Source organism: Mesotoga sp. BH458_6_3_2_1 (genome assembly GCF_003664995.1).
In the GTDB taxonomy this organism is placed as follows: Bacteria; Thermotogota; Thermotogae; order Petrotogales; family Kosmotogaceae; genus Mesotoga.
Genome location: NZ_JFHL01000016.1, coordinates 1 through 15,343, shown reverse-complemented (window position 1 = coordinate 15,343; position 15,343 = coordinate 1). Strand labels below are relative to the sequence as shown.

Genomic DNA, 15,343 nt, shown 5'->3' with positions numbered 1-15,343 from the left:
ACTGCTTTTTTGTGGGGGTGAGTCGTGAAACTGAAGAGAGTCATTACCATCTGCTTGCTACTATTCGTCTTGATCAGTATTGCTTATTTTGCGTACGATGAAATCAAACTCATTTCTCAGTCTTCGAAGTCTCGAGAATCCATTCTTGAAGAACAGGATGATCCTTTTCTTCCAGAAGATTTTGTTGTTCTTTATTACTTTCACGGAACTATCCGTTGTAAGGTATGCCTGGACATGGAGGCAAACGCAAAGAAAGCAGTCGAGACACACTTTTCTTCACAATATGGAACGGGGACCTTGAGGTGGGAAGTGGTAAACATAGACCTTCCGGAGAATTACCACTATCTAGAAGATTACACTATCATGTATAACACTCTTGTCATCCAGCAATACATAGATGGGAAGCCCGGTGAATGGAAGGAACTGTGGCATGCCTGGGACCTTTCAGAAGAGGAAGACCAGTACATTGAATATGTGAGAGATGAAGTAGCTTCTTTTTTGGGGGTGAATTGATGGACAACTTTGCGTTTTCAATGATTTCCGCTCTTTGGTTCGGGATTTTGACCTCCATTAGCCCCTGCCCTCTAGCTACGAACATTGCAGCGGTTTCTTTTATCAGCCGGAATATCGGTAGCCCAAGAAAGTCACTTTTAGCAGGTCTTCTCTACACACTGGGAAGGGTAGTAACATATGTTGCCATTGGCGCAATACTTGTTTCAAGCTTGACGGCGGCTCCAGGTCTGTCGAGATTCCTCCAGAAATACATGGGTAAGTTAATTGGCCCAATTATGATCGTTGTAGGCATGTTTCTTCTTGAGTTGCTGAGTTTCAGAAACAGCGGAAGAAATCTGGATACAACATCTCAAGAGAAGATCAAGAGCAAAGGTCTGCTTGGGGCCCTGATTCTTGGCTCTTTGTTCGCCCTTACTTTTTGCCCTGTATCGGCTGCACTATTCTTTGGAAGCGTAATACCCCTCGCAGTCAATGAACAGTCCAGGCTAATGATTCCTGCAATCTATGGTATCGGCACAGGCCTACCTGTTGTTGTTGTTGCCATCGGAATTGCCATAAGCACGAAGCTGGTCGCGCAGATGTTCAGGCGAATCAGCAGATTCGAATTCTGGGCGAGGACAATTACCGGAGCAGTTTTCATAGTCCTGGGAATCTATCTGAGTATAAGGAGGATTTTCTTGTGAAACGCTCAGTATTACACCGCTTCACAAACAGAGGTCAAGCAATTATTCAATTCAAGACTGCTATAATCTCACTCCAAACTTTGAAAGGATGAGCGAAAAGAAGGCATAGCCTGCCATCATGACTCCACTGGACAAAGCAAGTGCTACGTAGAAATTGATGCCCCTTCTGAGAAGCAATGGCATAGCAACAAAGAAAATCAGAGAAGGAAGAACAAAAAGGAGAATGCCGGTCGAGAGTTCTGCAACTTTACTTGAACTGTTTGTGTCGTTGTAGAGCCAGAATAGCGCCAGCATGGAAGTAAGAGGTAAAGATGCTATAAGTCCTCCAATGTATCCAGACTTCTTGCTAACTTCAGAAACAAGAACGATTATTACCGATGACACAAGGATTTTCACGATGTATCTCAGCAAACTCGTTCACCTCCGCTTTGACTCTTTTTGTCCACACTGCCAATTGATTTTTATGATCTCGTATCACTCCTGAGATTCTAATAGATTACCATACGCCAGTTTAGCTCAGCTTGTAATGAATCGGTCCTTCGTAAAAACAATTACGATTAGTCCTCCAGTGGCAATGAGTGAAGCCATCATAATGAACATGCCAAAATAAGAGTATTCTGCAACCGTTCCGGCCAGTAATGGCCCCACCATGAAACCAATGGCTCTCGCCGACCTAAGAAGTCCTAGAAACTCGGCTCTTCTCTCCGGCGGTGAACTGAGAGATATCATAGTACCGGCACCGTTTATGAAGGCTCCAAAGGCAATACCTAGGCAGAAGTACCCAATTGCAATGAGAACCCAGCTCTTTGCCACGGCAAAGAAAACCATTGTGAATATCGTTAGACCTATGCCGATCAGTGTGCTCTTTCTTGGTCCGGTTTTCGATATCACCCTTCCGAAGAAGATATGAGAAAAGATCTGCATAAAAGGGTTTATCGAAGTGATAATTGCCGTAGCCGCTCCTGACAAGCCAATTCTTTCAGTCATATATATTGCAATTATCGAAGTGGCTCCGGCCGTTCCGAGCTGTCTCAAGAAAGTGCCGGCATAAACTGCCCACAGTCCATTTTCCCAGAGAGGCGTAGAATCTTCTTTCAAGGGAAACAACCTGTTCAAGAAGCCCTTTCTACGAGAGACGAGGTGTTCCTCTTCATTCAAAAAAAGTACAGGTATGACAGCAATTAGGGCAACAAAAGCATACCAGTTAATAGCCTGACTCACAGTGAAAAAGATCAGAAGAATCGAGAGCATAATTCTGCCAGTTAGCATTCCAGTTGAATTTGCAGTATTCAATATCGACAGTTCTCTTGAAGTATTTCTGACCGAATCCCGTGAATGTTCTGTGCTCAGAGCCATTGCTATGGGTTCGAACCCGGCGGTGAAGAAAGCAATCAATGAAGAAAAGAGAATGAATACTATGGGAATCTCAATTACTGAATAAGCAAAGTAGAGAAGGGCCGGCGTGAGTACGAGTAATATCATCAGGAGTTTTCGTTTCTTAAGTCCGTCAGATATTGCTCCCCAGGCCGGAGAACCGAAAGTCTCCACAGCTCCTCTTACTGTTGTAAGAAGCCCAACCATAAGAAGTGAGGCCCCAAGCTCTCTTAGCTTCAGCTGTAAGAGCAAGCCAAAACCGAACATCACAAAGAACACTAACAGAGATGTCAGCAAGAGTGGAAGACGTTTATTATGCAAGGGAGATTCTCCTCTAGTTTGATTGACTTATCAATTATAGCATCAGCTTTAAATCCCTCAAATTAGGCAAAATCAGCGTGTTACGGATCCAAATTCGTATGTAAACCATCATCTCTTATCGAAGAATCCTGTTCTCTTCCTGGTTTCCCAGCTTCTTCTCAAGAAGAACTGAGAATTCTTTCATACCGATGGCTTCAGACCAAAGATGATAATCGCTTTCAAATGCACATTCAAAGAATGACTCTTCAACCCCGCTTATTGATAGGTACTCATTTAGGAAAGAAAGTAAGTTTCTTCCTATGCCCATTCGACGAAAACGTTTGCTGACAAAGACAAACTCTATAGATCCAAGAAGACTGTAAGTCATAATATCTTCGAAGACAGAATAGATTAGAACTCCCACCGTTTCTTCATCTTGCCGGCAAATTAGAATTCTACCTCCTGAGTCCATGATTTCATTCAGATTGAAGAATAGTTCACTTGACGTCATTTGAAGCTGATTTTCTACGAGCGAGGGGGAAGAGGAGATTTCGACAAAGACTTTTCCAAGATCTTCAGGAAGACCGCGAAAGATTTCGAAGGCATTTGTCCTAGAGTCTGCGAGTCATTTATTGGTACTCAAGGTAATTCTTTTTTCGCTAAAACCCTCACTTTTCAGCATATGCCATCCAGTCCCGAATCTATAAGTATTGCCGGTAATCTTCTGAAAAAAAGGCTTGAGTTCCTTTAAAGCAGACCTAAGAAGAGTTCTTCCTGCTCCCATTCCTCTGTACTCTTTCTTGACATATAGATCATAGATGTGTCCAGATAAATTCGAAGAAAACCGTTCGTCCCTCTGTGGCCCGAAGTGGACATGCCCAATTATCTCTCCTTGGACTCTCAAGACAAGCAATTTATCGCCTCTCTTAAGAAAATCAAAGTAGACTTCCTCAATCGGCCTGAGTTCTGAAAGCGAATACCTACCATTGCTCGATTCGGGAATCGAGTGATACATCTTCTCCATAATCCCTTTTGACTCCTCAGAAGAGGGCTTATCGACAAAGAAATCTTCAATCATAATACCGCCTATAGGGGAGATAAGTGATACCGTTTTCATCCAACTCCTGTATGATTATAGTAACTTTGCACATGGAGGTGTAGCAGTGAAAAGAATCTCTCTATTTTTGGTTTTGCTGGTTTTCTCTGTGATTGCTCTTGGACAATCAGAGTTTATGATTCCTATGAGCACCGAGGATTTCGGATTAAGAGGACCCGTTAAGTCAGCGAAAATACTATACCCGGAGAACGAAATGGATCTGGGAATCGATGAGGAATTCGTCCTGTCTGGATACAGTGTTCTTACCTTCAACGCGAACGGCAGTCTTGTTTCGCAGATTGAATATGATAAAGACGGTAATGAGCAGAGTGCGATACTCTTCAATTACGACGCCAATGGAAAACTACTTTCTGTGTCTGGAAGAGAGAATGGTGTTGAGGAAAACGTCGACGAAATAAAGGTCGAAAACGGAAGAATAGCCGGAATAATCGTTGAAGACTCTGAAGGTGACTCCAATCTGGTTATGGAATACGATGAAGCGGGAAGACTAGTCGCTCAGAAGATCAGTGGAATGAGCGAGGGGCAGGAAATCGAGATGACCATATCGATGAAATACGATGACAACGGAAATCTGGTTGAGGAATCCTTTGGAATGATGGGAATGGTCCTTACAAAGACCATTTTCGAGTACAATGATAAGAACCAGAGCGTTAGAGAGCTGGAGTATATGTACATGTTCGCTGAACCAGGCACAGAACCCGAACCAATAGTATCTACTCTTGAGTACAACGAAATGGGTGACGTTGTTCTTAGAGTATCTGACAGTAGTTTTGGTGAAGAGAAAGAAGCCGTTGTTTATGAATATGAATACGATTCCGCGGGCAACTATACACATAAGGTTGCTTACTATGTTATGGATATCGCGGAGCTCCAAAACGAAACCTGGAAAGAGACGGCAATGATTGAAGAAGAAGAGACACGGGAAATTGAGTATTACTGATTGAATCAATAAGAAAAAGAGGGTGGAAACACCCTCTTTTTAATTATGAAATCGCTTCATGTAGATTCTTTTCTGTTCGTTTGCTTTGACTTCACATTCGATTTCTTTTCCACTACTTTTCCCTACAGTACATGCCTTTAGCTACACAAAATGAGATATTGTTAATCTAAATTGTAATAGTTGAATCAGTAACCGGTCATAATCTGTATGCACTAACAGAGTATATAATTGGGTGCAAAATGACTTAATAACATATAGTCCGTATAGGAAAACGTAATCTCCGCATGAGGGGTAGGTGATACTATGCGGCTAAAGAAGATAATTACAGTATTATTCGCTGCTTTAGTGGTTCTCCTAATCTTGTCTTCCTGTATCCCAAAAGATCCCGTTGCCGCTGCCACGAAGAAGTTCATTCAGTTTATAGAATCCGAAGGAGAACCTGAGGGTCCATTCACCGGACTTCTCCTGGGTGAAGTGGGAGAGGGAGACGTCATCGGTTCTGAGACAGCCGGAGGGCAACAGCTTCAGTTCCAGCTGCAAGCGATTAATCAGGCTGGCTATTTTTTCTATCTTGACGAAGCACCAGGAGCATTCTATGATCACCCTGGAAAACTTGTCGTTATCTCTAAAGGTGGCCAGATTATTTTCGAAGAAGACACTGAAGGCTGGCCAACACTAAATGGAAATATAGTTACAGCGATGAGCGACAGGGAAGTCTATGCCACCGCAGTTATTTGGGATAAATGGAAGATTATTAAGCCTATAATCACAGTAATAGATATCGATTGGATTGTCCGATTTCTAAGGATAAAGGGAGCTGTAATAACCAGTGGACTAACTCCGACTCAGAATCTGTATGCACAGGCTCGTGACGTTAGAAACCTAATGTCTGATGCCTTCAAGGCCATAATGGATGCTGACAGAGTGCGTGACGTGAAGTATGTTGCGGGTGAAGCCGCTCCAAACTGGACTGCCGTTCAAGCTGCTATCAATGATCTCTTAACGACAGAGAAGGTAAACTACATTACTCTCTATTTCATCGCACATGGAAACACTAACCTGATGAATCTTGGAGGAACAACTTTCTACGCGAGTCAGTTGAGAAGCTATATCCTTGAACATTCGAACGTGAAGTTCTGCATAATCATCGAATCCTGCCATGCTGGTAGCTGGCTTGAAGGTCTGAAATCCGGTGGAGTAACTCCAGCAAACATCGAGATGATAATCACTACAACTACCGCTGCCAAGAGCGCATACCCAGATTGGGATAGCGCGGGCGGATACGCAGATCACAATCCTACCGATATGTATGTTGAGTGGTCAGGGGACTTCCTGCAGAAACTAGCTTACTACACAAGTGATGCTCATTGGCCGGAAGTGACTGCGTATGCTGCTGCCAAATCAATAGACTCATTGCCGGCTCTGTTCTACAAATGCTACACGGCAATTAAGGGGGTCACTCCGTCCAGTACTTCATGGACCCTTACAGAGCGCTCGGCCGCTGGCTCTATTCAGGAACCGATGCGCTATATTACCTGGACTCCTTAAAGAGACTCTTTCATACTGAAAAGCGGGCAGTAGCCCGCTTTTTTCATCTTCAGTCCACTTTCGACAAAAAGCTATAATTGTGTATGGACTTATTTTCGATTATCAAACCGGAAAAGCTAGAAGGCTATTTAGTGAGGAATAGAGTTCTCAGGGATGAGACGAAGCTTCTGAGGGTGGAAATAGAGCTCTTCAAATCTGAAAGTGACAGTGTCATAAGAAGCTCACTCTTCGAAAGCGTTGTCATTAGAGCTTCGAAGCTCGTTAGGAACAGCGGATTCACAATGAAGAGTTTCCGTGAATACATTCGGCAGGGCTGTCCCAAAAAATTTCGAAGAGAGCTCTATAGTGTTCTCGATGACTTTGAGAAGGAAGAAGCTCTCCTGGCAAACAGAATAGTAAGACTCAAGAATCGCCGTGATCGCGTAATCGTTCATATGGACCCGCGCTTCGCCTTTCACCCTGAGCGTGAAGCAGAAAACAGAGTAGAGCTCGAAGATGTAGAAGCAATATGCTCACATCTCGAAAAACAGGTTGTTTTCTTCAGTGGAAAGCCCCTAGACGATAGATGAAGTTTGCGTTAGAGCACCTAAGGAACATCAGTATTACTTCAGTTGAATCCTTTCTCCGATGACCGAAACGGCCAGCAAGAGTTATCAGCAGTGCGACACTTCGGACAACACACCTAATGGATAAGTCGAAAGAATAACAGTTAAACAACTATTCGAAGAATCCCCCTTCGACATATGCAGATCAGAATTCATGATCGCTTTGTTCTTTTTCTATGCGTAATAGTCTGCGTGAATATGCAACCAAGAGTAATATCTACAAGCTATGTGCCCATGAGAGATCTCATAACGTATGATACAAGAATTACCAGAAAACTATCACTTGTCGAACATGAAGCACTAACTTCTATCAACCCTTACTGAGTTCCCCAAAGAAAATGTGTCCCATGTAGATCCATGAATGTTTTCCCGCAGAATCGTCACCTGTTCCACATTTCGACGAATGTCTCATGAGAGATCAGCGGTCGGCTAATGAATTTCAGAAGATCATCGTCTATTGTCTCTTTTCTTACAAGTTCGCAGCCCGCCTCCTCGACTTTTAGAAGTATCTCTTTTCCTTCATCTGTTGGATCTCCCCTGTCAAACATTAGGTGAACATGAGGCCTGATCAAAGCGCCGGAAAACACTACGCTTGCATTCTCCGCCAGTTCACGTACGATTCTTATAAGAGTGTCAAAGTTCTCCTTTTCCCACCAGCCGCCTGTAGATACCAGCAAAATCTTCTCTGTCTTCCAGCCGGCTCTCAGCTTGGCTCTAGTCCTGCCATCAACAATGCTGAGTACGGGATCTATCATAGGACACAGCCTGTTTATAAGGTTCTGCATTTCTCCTGGCAACGGAATGTAAACTGGAGCTGCCAGTACGAGAATCTCAGATTCTTTGATTTTCTGATAAATCGGTTGCATACTATCCTTCATGCAGCAGATTCCCGGCTCTATATCCCAGCAGTGCATACTTCCACAAGTACAGGGGAGTGGTGAAAAAGTGTTTGTATAGAAGAGTTCAGTATCGTATCCCGCGCTTTGGATGCCCTTTAAGAGCGAAGACAAAAGTCTTGAAGTGTAGCCTCTCTCCATCCTTGGACTTCCATTGAAGGCAATTGCTTTCACTATTTCACCTCCCCTCAAAGAGACCACTCTAGCTCTTTCAAATAGATTATATTCTTTTAGTGAGCTATAACTCATTTAAGAAAGAAGAGTTCCGGCGTCATACTCACCACATTTCGATATTCTCAAGGTTAGCTATAGGATTAGAGTCCTGTTTTGTAAGCCCCGAGTTTTCTGCGAAGCTCCTCCACTTCCTTCTGGTGAGAGAACAATGCGCAGGGTCCGTCTCCGTTTTCCAACATTCCTTCGTTTTCGCGAATCTCTTTGAATAGAGGACTCATTAGACCTTCTTTCAGTGAAGAATTGAGAAGATTGTGCGTTGCAATATCGGAAACCGGACACGGAGTGAGGTCCCCATAGGGATTCACATGAACAAATCCCTTTCCGGCAGATACGCAGCCACCAAACAGTTCTTCATCTCCTGGAGAGTGAACAATGAAGATTGGTTTCTTTGCCTTGTAGTCAAGTATTCTCTTCCTGAAATGGCTTCGCTCCTCCATTGTTAGAATCGCGAACTGCTCTGATGAGGTCTCTACGCTCAGATCTCCCATCGGGCTTCTGGAAACTACACTGGCTCCCACTTCACCTGTTGGGATGTACTCCGTGAAGAAGGCCAATTTCGCGCCTCTGTTTATGAAGAAGTCAAGGTTTGTTTCATCGCTCCAGAAACGGAAATTCCTTCTCGTTATAGTCACGGAAATGCCACCGGGAACTCCAACCTCATTCAAGGCTTCGAGAAAGCGAACCGCCTTTGCGAAAACTCCTTCTCCCCTTCTTTCATCCGTAAGTTCTTCTCCTCCTTCAACACTTACGACAACCGCCGTGTTAGTCGTTTTTCTTAGTTCATCGAATATTCCACCATCCAGGGTAGTTCCGTTCGTAAATATGACGAAGATTCTGTCATCGTTCCTGCCACATATATCGACGAGGTCTGGAAGCATGAATGGTTCGCCCCCCGCGACAAGAAAAGTGAAAACTCCAAGTTCTCTGCCCTGATCAATCACTCTGTACCAATCTGCGCTGTCCATAGTCCTCTTGCTGTAAGTAGCCTTTCCAGAGTTGCCAAGTGTACTTGCGAAGCATCCCTTGCACTTGAGATTACACCTGTTCGTGATGCTTATTATCATTATTGGAGGAACAACCAATCCTTCCTGAAGTAGAGAGTCTCGTACCGACTCGGATTCTTTGAACGCTTCCAAAAGTCTTGTAGAACCACGAATGTATCTTGGGTTTTTCACTATCCATGGTAGAAAGACCCTCGACAAACGAGGATTGACAGACTTAAGAGCAAGATCAATTTTTTCGAAGATCCCAGATTTCATATACTCACCCCCTGAACATCTCAAAAACAATCTAGTACAATATTGTGGCTTATTAGTTGTGACAAGAGAAACTCTTTGCTTTTTTCTTCAAACGTTATAATTTGTCTGAGAAAGCAGAGTCACAGAGATGTAATGTATATAATACTTGACATTATGTAAAGAATTATATACACTTATCTCAGGTGATGATTTGAAGAACAGGCTGAAGGAATTCAGATTTGTGAATCACGATATAACACAGAACGATCTGGCAAGATTGGCCGGAGTAAGCCGGCAGACAATAATCGCAGTTGAAAAGGGAAAATTCAACCCTTCAGTTAAACTTGCTCTTAAGCTCGCAAATATCCTTCAATGTACTGTCGAGGAACTGTTTGAACTAGAAGAAGGTGATCAGGTTGGTACTTAAAACGGTTATCTTGATATTTGATGTCTTCGTAATTATTCTATCAATTTCTCTCATTAGGACAGCAGGAAGCTGGTATTCTCTGCTCTTGCTTGGGCTCTTTCTCTTTCCTTCACTTAGGATGCTCCGATTAATTCCCGGATTTGACGAAAGAGAGAAGGCGATTGACAACCTTTCATCTAACATAGCTTTAGGAATAAGCTTCGTTTTAGCCATCTTCTACATTGGAATGAGATACACCCTTACGATCGACGGTGCGATTTCTTTCATCCTTATTCCTTTTGTTGCAAAAGCCGTCTTTTTTTCTGGATTCACTCTGGAGAGAAGGCAGTCGGTTTCAATCATCGGAAGATCGGTGGGTTTGATATTTGTGGGATTTGCTCTTCTTTCTCACGGTTTTTCTACGGTCGGTCTAATAGAAATGCTGCCCGGCATTGTGATTCTTATTTGCACGGAGCTTTCTGCAAGATACAGATGGTTCGGTCTCAGTTATCTGTTCTTAATCGGTATTGCAACATGGGTCTATCTACCAAACTTTGAAAGAATCACGTCGGTGCTTGTCTACTCTTTGTTCGTCATCCCATTCAGTTTTCTTCTGGTCAGATCTCTTAAGAAGACCTAGAGCGATGAACTCTAGGTCTTTCTTCGATACTGCAAAGCCTCTGCAATGTGCCTGGCCTCGACTTTACTTTCTTCGAGATCGGCTATAGTAAGTGCTACTTTAAGAACTCTATCAATGGCCCTTGCAGTTAATTTCATCTTATCCATGGCCGCCGACAGAAGTGATCTCGATGCAGCATCGAGCGGCACGTATTCTTTCAGCAAAGCATGGCCGAGCTGACTATTCGAAAATATGCTCATCCCATCAAATCTTTTCGACTGTCTCTTTCTTGCCGCAATGACCCTCTTTCGAATTTCGTCCGAGCTTTCTGCCGTCGAGTTTTCCATATACTTGTCAAAATCGAGTCTCGGCATATCCACAAAGATGTCTATTCTATCTTCCATTGGACCTGAGATCTTTCTGTTGTACCTCTGTATGTCATACCAAGAGCATGTACACTCTCTTGTCTTATCTCCGTACCAGCCGCAGGGACAGGGATTCTGAGCAGCGACCATCATGAACCTTGCTGGATATGTTGCAGTCAGCTTTGCCCTTGCCACTGTAATTACTCCATCCTCCAGCGGCTGCCTGAGAGCCTCAATAACATCTCTTCTGAACTCCGGAAACTCGTCCATGAACAATACTCCATTATGAGCCAGACTGATCTCACCCGGTCTTGCGTCGTTGCCTCCTCCGACAATGGACGTAGTTGATGCAGTATGATGCGGTGATCTGAAAGGCCTCTCCATTATCAGTCCTTTCTCTCCGAGAAGACCGGCAACACTGTAAATCATCGTAGTCTCGATGGCCTCTTCCATAGTAAGGGGAGGAAGAATGGACGGAATCCTACGGGCAAGCATCGTCTTGCCGCATCCCGGTGAACCTCGAAGAGAGATATTGTGACCGCCTGCAGCGGCGACTTCGGAAGCTCTTTTGGCAAATTCCTGACCTTTGATCTCAGACATGTCCGGCCCATTCACACTACCAAGCTCCGGTTGCAAATAGACGACGGGCTCCTTCTCTGTATACCCGTTTAGAAAACCAACCAGATCATTCAGATTATCGGCCGTAAATATCGTCAAATTCTCTACTATTGAAGCCTCCTGTCTGTTCGGAGCAGGTAGTACTATCTTCATATCCTTTGCCCTTCTTGAAAGTGAAAGCAAAATCGGCAATACTCCCCTTACTCGCCTCAAACTTCCATCGAGACCTAGCTCTCCAAAGAAGACAAAGTCTGATAGATCGGCATTGATTTTCGAAGTGGCTTTGAGAAGTCCAACAGCTATAGGGAGATCAAGATAAGAACCCTCCTTTTTCACATCGCTAGGAGCGAGGTTAACAGTTATCCTTCCATTTGGAAGCTCAATCCCAGAATTCTTGACGGCACTCTTCACCCGCTTCTTGCTCTCCTTGATAACGGTGTCTCCTAGACCTACAATGTCCATTTCCTGGATGATTGCCCTGCTGTCAATATCCAGCTCAACAAGAACGTCCAAAACCTTCAAACCAACAGTTGTAACTGTTCTAACTCTTGAGTAGCGCATTCCATGACCTCCTATCTCATCTCAGATTATATCAATCAACGAACGAAGAGGTGATATACTTGAGTTGAGGTATGGTCGAGGTGTGCATATGAAGAATACACATCGTATTAAAGTAAGAGCACTTATCGTTAAAGACGAATCCGTTCTTCTTGTTCGTCATGAGCATCACGGCAGACCTCCCTTCTGGTGTTTCCCTGGCGGCTTCGTTGAATCAGGCGAAGATCTTTTCAATGCAATCAAGAGAGAGATAAGGGAGGAGACTGAAGTAGTGGTTTCCCCACGCTCTGTCATTGCGCTTTTGGAATTCAAAAGTGAAAATCTTATGGAGGTGATATTCTCCTGCGATTATGTCTCAGGAAAGCTGAAGCTGGGGTCAGATCCAGATAATCAGGGAATCCCAACTCTAGTCGATGCGAAGTGGGTAATAATTGATGAACTTGACAGGTTCAAGTTACTTCCGGTTCAACTCGCTTCCCTTCTAAAAAACGGATGGGATAATCTCAGCTCAGTAGAGCTTTTACAAATCAAAAGCAAGAGAGAGGTTCCCACGAAGGACCATGTTCCCGGTTCACTGTAACGGTCTTTGATATTGTGATAACATGTAATAACGCAACTTGAGTCACATCACGCGAGAGGAGGGTTATCATGGATTACAACATTTACTCTAAAGACGTAACTGTAACAGACTCCATGAAAGACTACATCGACAAGAGGTTCTCAAAAGTGTCGAAAGTTGTCAACGAGGAGAAGCTAATTTCGATGGATCTCAGGCTCTCGAAGGAAAGAGCTTTCTACAAAATTGAAGCAACTGCTCATTTGCCAGGCGTGATGGTTCGTGTGGAAGAGAAGGGCAGTGATTTCTACACAGTCATCGATTCGGCATCTGATTCCTTTGAGAGAAGAATAAAGAGGTTCAAAGAGAGAACTCGCTACAAGCACAAAAACGGCCTTAAGGAAAACCTCGAATCAATCCCCTCCAAGTTTGAGGAAGACCACTCCACAATGATAACAAGACGCAAAAAGTTCACTATTAAACCTATGACCGAGGAAGAGGCCGTGCTTCAAATGGAGATGTTAGGCCACACTTTTTTCGTCTACAGGAATATCGACACAGATGAAGTGAATGTTCTCTATACCAGAAAGAATGGATCCATAGGAATAATTGAAATGAATGAATAGCGGAAGGCCACCTGAAGGTGGCCCGCTTTTTTTATTATTCGATGAGATATACTGGTTGTATAAAAACTGAAATCTAGTTCTGTCTATAGAAATGAAAGGGCGGTGGCAAGAATAAATAATAACAGAACGCAGACCATAGTCTTCAGTCGAATCGAAGATGAGGTGAGAATAGCTTCGCTGGATGGCGATCAGCTAGAAGAAATCTTCTTTGAAGACATGGACAGCGAGAGCGTTACAGGGAACATCTATCTGGGTAAGGTGGAGAATGTCGTTCCCAGTCTAGAAGCGGCATTTGTGAACATTGGAATTGGAAGAAACGCTTTTCTTAGGTTCAAGGATGCATCCGGACAATCCAAATTGGAAAAGAGCAACAAGGTCCTTGTCCAGGTTAGCAAAGACCCAATTGGATCTAAAGGTCCTCAGATAACTCTAAAAGTTAGTATTCCAGGTCGCAGTCTTGTCTATACCCCATTCTCAAAACACATCGGCATCTCTAAAAAGATATCCGAACAGCAAGAAAGGCACAGACTAACTGAGGTTGCAAAATCCGTTCTTGAAAACAAAGAGGGTGTGATATTTCGCACAGCCGCTTTTGGTGTGGGCGAGGAGACTATAAAGGAAGAGCTAGAAAGTCTTCGTAGTAACTGGAATCAGATAAATGAGACGTTTAGGAGGAGCAGAAAGCCAAAGATTCTCTACGAGGAGCCATCGTTTGTCGAATATATACTCAGAGAGAGGCTTACTGAAAACACAAAGGAAATAGTGGTTGACTCCGAGGAGCTCTGGCACGATGTCGTCGCAGGAATCAGCAAGTTTAAATCCGGTTTTAAACCAGTTGTAAGGTACGTTGAAGGTGACGCTTTCGCATCTGAAGAAGTGTATGAGAAAATGAAGATTCTCTACACCAGAATGGTTCCCTTACCTGGAGGAGGGAATATCTATATAGATAGAACGGAAGCAATGACTGTAATCGACGTAAACTCGGCCAGTAATATCTCTGGAAACGACGTATCTGAGACTTCATTGAATACTAATCTTGAAGCGGCTTCGGAAATAGCAAGACAGCTGAGATTGAGAAACATCGGAGGAATTGTTGTTATTGACTTTATAGATATGAAGAGCGATGAGGATAGACAGAAAGTAATTGGCAGTCTTACCAGTGAGTTCAAAAGAGACAAGGCAAGAACCATGATAATGGGATTCACTAGACTGGGACTTCTGGAAATGACTAGAAAGCGATCGACAGCTGCCATCGGATCCAAACTATATTCTTCATGTCCGATCTGTAAGGGCACGGGAAGAATTGAATCTCCTAGGGCTGTATATCAGAGATTGTTGAAGGACCTTACGAGAGGTTTTCAGGATGAGACTATTAGCGGGGCAGCTGTTCAAGTGTATCAAAACATGTCGGGAATCCTCACTCCCGATAACCAGAAAAACCTGGGGAGAACTCTTAAAAGAGAAATTTCAGTCGGTTTTACATGGCCGATTCCGACTTCTTATGAAGTGAAATTCGTGAAACAGCAAGAGAAACCAAAAAAACCTAGAAGAAAAGCAAAAAAGGAGTCTAAATGACTCCCTTTTCCTTCTGGTGGATGCGACAGGGATTGAACCTGTGGCCTCTTCCGTGTGAAGGAAGCGCTCTTCCGCTGAGCTACGCATCCGCACAGTAAATTCTATCACCGGCCGAGTATGGTGTCAAGGTTTGGCGATTGGCTACGTGGTGACAAATAGCGGTGACGGTTGGAAAGAGATATCGTCAGACTCAACTTTGACAGCAAAAGTGAATAAATGGTAGGAATAAGTTCTGAGAGGTGCATAAGTTCGTGGTAGACACTGGAATCGTTTTTGAAATGCGGTGCCATGTGGGTTTGCTTGTAACTTTGTTATTGCTTGACTTATAGTTAGTTATAGTGATATAATATAGGTGCCATGTTTCTTAGACTGAAACACTTCAAAAACAAGGACGGTTCCACCAGGAGTTACCTGCAGCTCGTAGAGAATATACGAGTGGGGAATAAGACTAGACAGAAAGTTCTGGTTAATCTGGGGAGGGTAGATGATCTTCAGAACAGCGGCCAGATAGATAGGCTTATTGAAAGCCTGAGGAACTTCTCGACGAAAGAATGGATTAGGAAAGAAGCCCT

At 43.6% G+C, this 15,343-nt stretch carries 18 protein-coding genes, 1 tRNA gene and 1 pseudogene; 12 read left to right on the top strand and 8 right to left on the bottom strand.

The window, feature by feature from the left end:
* The first annotated feature begins 24 nt into the window (after positions 1 to 24).
* Positions 25 to 513, top strand: a complete 489-nt coding sequence (locus tag Y697_RS08415; protein ID WP_006488193.1) for a nitrophenyl compound nitroreductase subunit ArsF family protein — start codon at positions 25 to 27, stop codon at positions 511 to 513.
* Positions 513 to 1,196 (top strand): aromatic aminobenezylarsenical efflux permease ArsG family transporter, encoded by a 684-nt coding sequence (locus tag Y697_RS08410; RefSeq protein WP_039882306.1) that lies wholly within the window; start codon positions 513 to 515, stop codon positions 1,194 to 1,196. Before Y697_RS08415 ends, Y697_RS08410 begins: the two co-directional genes overlap by 1 nt.
* Positions 1,197 to 1,256: 60 nt before the next feature.
* Here the strand turns inward: Y697_RS08410 and Y697_RS08405 are convergent, their stop codons facing one another.
* The 4 genes from Y697_RS08405 to Y697_RS14980 all read right to left on the bottom strand — a co-directional run bounded on the left by Y697_RS08405 (position 1,257) and on the right by Y697_RS14980 (position 3,948).
* The gene (locus Y697_RS08405) at positions 1,257 to 1,607 is read right to left on the bottom strand and encodes a DUF3147 family protein (RefSeq protein WP_006488197.1); all 351 of its coding nucleotides are present in this window, start codon (positions 1,605 to 1,607) and stop codon (positions 1,257 to 1,259) included.
* A gap of 105 nt (positions 1,608 to 1,712) precedes the next feature.
* Positions 1,713 to 2,867, bottom strand: a complete 1,155-nt coding sequence (locus Y697_RS08400; protein WP_259462407.1) for an MFS transporter — start codon at positions 2,865 to 2,867, stop codon at positions 1,713 to 1,715.
* Between the two features lie 139 nt (positions 2,868 to 3,006).
* Positions 3,007 to 3,381 (bottom strand): GNAT family N-acetyltransferase, encoded by a 375-nt coding sequence (locus Y697_RS14985; RefSeq protein ID WP_259462402.1) that lies wholly within the window; start codon positions 3,379 to 3,381, stop codon positions 3,007 to 3,009.
* Positions 3,382 to 3,495: 114 nt separating this feature from the next.
* Complete coding sequence (locus Y697_RS14980) at positions 3,496 to 3,948, bottom strand: GNAT family N-acetyltransferase (RefSeq protein ID WP_259462401.1); 453 nt, start codon at positions 3,946 to 3,948, stop codon at positions 3,496 to 3,498.
* An 85-nt stretch (positions 3,949 to 4,033) separates the two neighbouring features.
* Between Y697_RS14980 and Y697_RS08390 the strand changes: the two genes are divergently transcribed.
* From Y697_RS08390 to Y697_RS14975, 4 genes are all read left to right on the top strand, one after another.
* The gene (locus Y697_RS08390) at positions 4,034 to 4,927 is read left to right on the top strand and encodes an RHS repeat domain-containing protein (RefSeq protein WP_006488203.1); all 894 of its coding nucleotides are present in this window, start codon (positions 4,034 to 4,036) and stop codon (positions 4,925 to 4,927) included.
* 303 nt (positions 4,928 to 5,230) lie between these two features.
* The gene (locus Y697_RS08385; protein ID WP_121551183.1) at positions 5,231 to 6,475 is read left to right on the top strand and encodes a hypothetical protein; all 1,245 of its coding nucleotides are present in this window, start codon (positions 5,231 to 5,233) and stop codon (positions 6,473 to 6,475) included.
* Between the two features lie 83 nt (positions 6,476 to 6,558).
* Positions 6,559 to 7,044 (top strand): hypothetical protein, encoded by a 486-nt coding sequence (locus Y697_RS08380; protein WP_259462400.1) that lies wholly within the window; start codon positions 6,559 to 6,561, stop codon positions 7,042 to 7,044.
* A 234-nt stretch (positions 7,045 to 7,278) separates the two neighbouring features.
* The gene (locus Y697_RS14975; RefSeq protein WP_259462399.1) at positions 7,279 to 7,404 is read left to right on the top strand and encodes a hypothetical protein; all 126 of its coding nucleotides are present in this window, start codon (positions 7,279 to 7,281) and stop codon (positions 7,402 to 7,404) included.
* 56 nt (positions 7,405 to 7,460) lie between these two features.
* Here Y697_RS14975 and Y697_RS08375 read toward each other — a convergent pair whose 3' ends face one another.
* Together Y697_RS08375 and Y697_RS08370 are read right to left on the bottom strand one after the other, a co-directional pair.
* Positions 7,461 to 8,225, bottom strand: a complete 765-nt coding sequence (locus tag Y697_RS08375; protein ID WP_259462398.1) for a flavodoxin family protein — start codon at positions 8,223 to 8,225, stop codon at positions 7,461 to 7,463.
* A gap of 65 nt (positions 8,226 to 8,290) precedes the next feature.
* Positions 8,291 to 9,469 (bottom strand): radical SAM protein, encoded by a 1,179-nt coding sequence (locus Y697_RS08370; protein WP_220665736.1) that lies wholly within the window; start codon positions 9,467 to 9,469, stop codon positions 8,291 to 8,293.
* Between the two features lie 190 nt (positions 9,470 to 9,659).
* Between Y697_RS08370 and Y697_RS08365 the strand changes: the two genes are divergently transcribed.
* Together Y697_RS08365 and Y697_RS08360 are read left to right on the top strand one after the other, a co-directional pair.
* Positions 9,660 to 9,875 carry a helix-turn-helix transcriptional regulator gene (locus Y697_RS08365; RefSeq protein WP_121551181.1) on the top strand — a complete coding sequence of 72 codons (216 nt, stop codon included), beginning with the start codon at positions 9,660 to 9,662 and terminating at the stop codon, positions 9,873 to 9,875.
* Positions 9,856 to 10,494: a hypothetical protein gene (locus tag Y697_RS08360; protein WP_409071771.1), complete on the top strand. Its 639-nt coding sequence runs from the start codon at positions 9,856 to 9,858 to the stop codon at positions 10,492 to 10,494. The genes Y697_RS08365 and Y697_RS08360 overlap by 20 nt, the downstream gene beginning before the upstream one ends.
* Positions 10,495 to 10,505: 11 nt before the next feature.
* Here Y697_RS08360 and Y697_RS08355 read toward each other — a convergent pair whose 3' ends face one another.
* Positions 10,506 to 12,017 (bottom strand): YifB family Mg chelatase-like AAA ATPase, encoded by a 1,512-nt coding sequence (locus Y697_RS08355; protein ID WP_121551179.1) that lies wholly within the window; start codon positions 12,015 to 12,017, stop codon positions 10,506 to 10,508.
* Between the two features lie 88 nt (positions 12,018 to 12,105).
* Here Y697_RS08355 and Y697_RS08350 point away from each other — a divergent pair, with 88 nt between their 5' ends.
* From Y697_RS08350 to Y697_RS08340, 3 genes are all read left to right on the top strand, one after another.
* Positions 12,106 to 12,594, top strand: coding sequence for an NUDIX domain-containing protein (locus Y697_RS08350; RefSeq protein WP_121551178.1), 489 nt, complete (start codon positions 12,106 to 12,108; stop codon positions 12,592 to 12,594).
* A gap of 68 nt (positions 12,595 to 12,662) precedes the next feature.
* Positions 12,663 to 13,196: a ribosome hibernation-promoting factor, HPF/YfiA family gene (gene hpf / locus Y697_RS08345; RefSeq protein WP_121551177.1), complete on the top strand. Its 534-nt coding sequence runs from the start codon at positions 12,663 to 12,665 to the stop codon at positions 13,194 to 13,196.
* A gap of 102 nt (positions 13,197 to 13,298) precedes the next feature.
* Complete coding sequence (locus tag Y697_RS08340) at positions 13,299 to 14,771, top strand: Rne/Rng family ribonuclease (protein WP_121551176.1); 1,473 nt, start codon at positions 13,299 to 13,301, stop codon at positions 14,769 to 14,771.
* 14 nt (positions 14,772 to 14,785) lie between these two features.
* Here Y697_RS08340 and Y697_RS08335 read toward each other — a convergent pair.
* Positions 14,786 to 14,860, bottom strand: a tRNA-Val gene (locus tag Y697_RS08335).
* A 268-nt stretch (positions 14,861 to 15,128) separates the two neighbouring features.
* Here Y697_RS08335 and Y697_RS14970 point away from each other — a divergent pair.
* Positions 15,129 to 15,343, top strand: a pseudogene (locus Y697_RS14970) (IS1634 family transposase); the annotation flags it as partial.

Excerpts from the sequence above, each read along its gene's own strand:
- Y697_RS08410 (WP_039882306.1), top strand. The coding sequence starts at position 513 with ATGGACAACTTTGCGTTTTCAATGATTTCCGCTCTTTGGTTCGGGATT.
- Y697_RS14985 (WP_259462402.1), bottom strand. The coding sequence starts at position 3,381 with ATGACGTCAAGTGAACTATTCTTCAATCTGAATGAAATCATGGACTCA.
- Y697_RS14980 (WP_259462401.1), bottom strand. The coding sequence starts at position 3,948 with ATGATTGAAGATTTCTTTGTCGATAAGCCCTCTTCTGAGGAGTCAAAA.
- Y697_RS08385 (WP_121551183.1), top strand. The coding sequence starts at position 5,231 with ATGCGGCTAAAGAAGATAATTACAGTATTATTCGCTGCTTTAGTGGTT.
- Y697_RS08380 (WP_259462400.1), top strand. The coding sequence starts at position 6,559 with ATGGACTTATTTTCGATTATCAAACCGGAAAAGCTAGAAGGCTATTTA.
- Y697_RS14975 (WP_259462399.1), top strand. The coding sequence starts at position 7,279 with ATGCAACCAAGAGTAATATCTACAAGCTATGTGCCCATGAGAGATCTC.
- Y697_RS08375 (WP_259462398.1), bottom strand. The coding sequence starts at position 8,225 with ATGAGTTATAGCTCACTAAAAGAATATAATCTATTTGAAAGAGCTAGA.
- Y697_RS08370 (WP_220665736.1), bottom strand. The coding sequence starts at position 9,469 with ATGAAATCTGGGATCTTCGAAAAAATTGATCTTGCTCTTAAGTCTGTC.
- Y697_RS08355 (WP_121551179.1), bottom strand. The coding sequence starts at position 12,017 with ATGCGCTACTCAAGAGTTAGAACAGTTACAACTGTTGGTTTGAAGGTT.
- Y697_RS08350 (WP_121551178.1), top strand. The coding sequence starts at position 12,106 with ATGAAGAATACACATCGTATTAAAGTAAGAGCACTTATCGTTAAAGAC.
- hpf (WP_121551177.1), top strand. The coding sequence starts at position 12,663 with ATGGATTACAACATTTACTCTAAAGACGTAACTGTAACAGACTCCATG.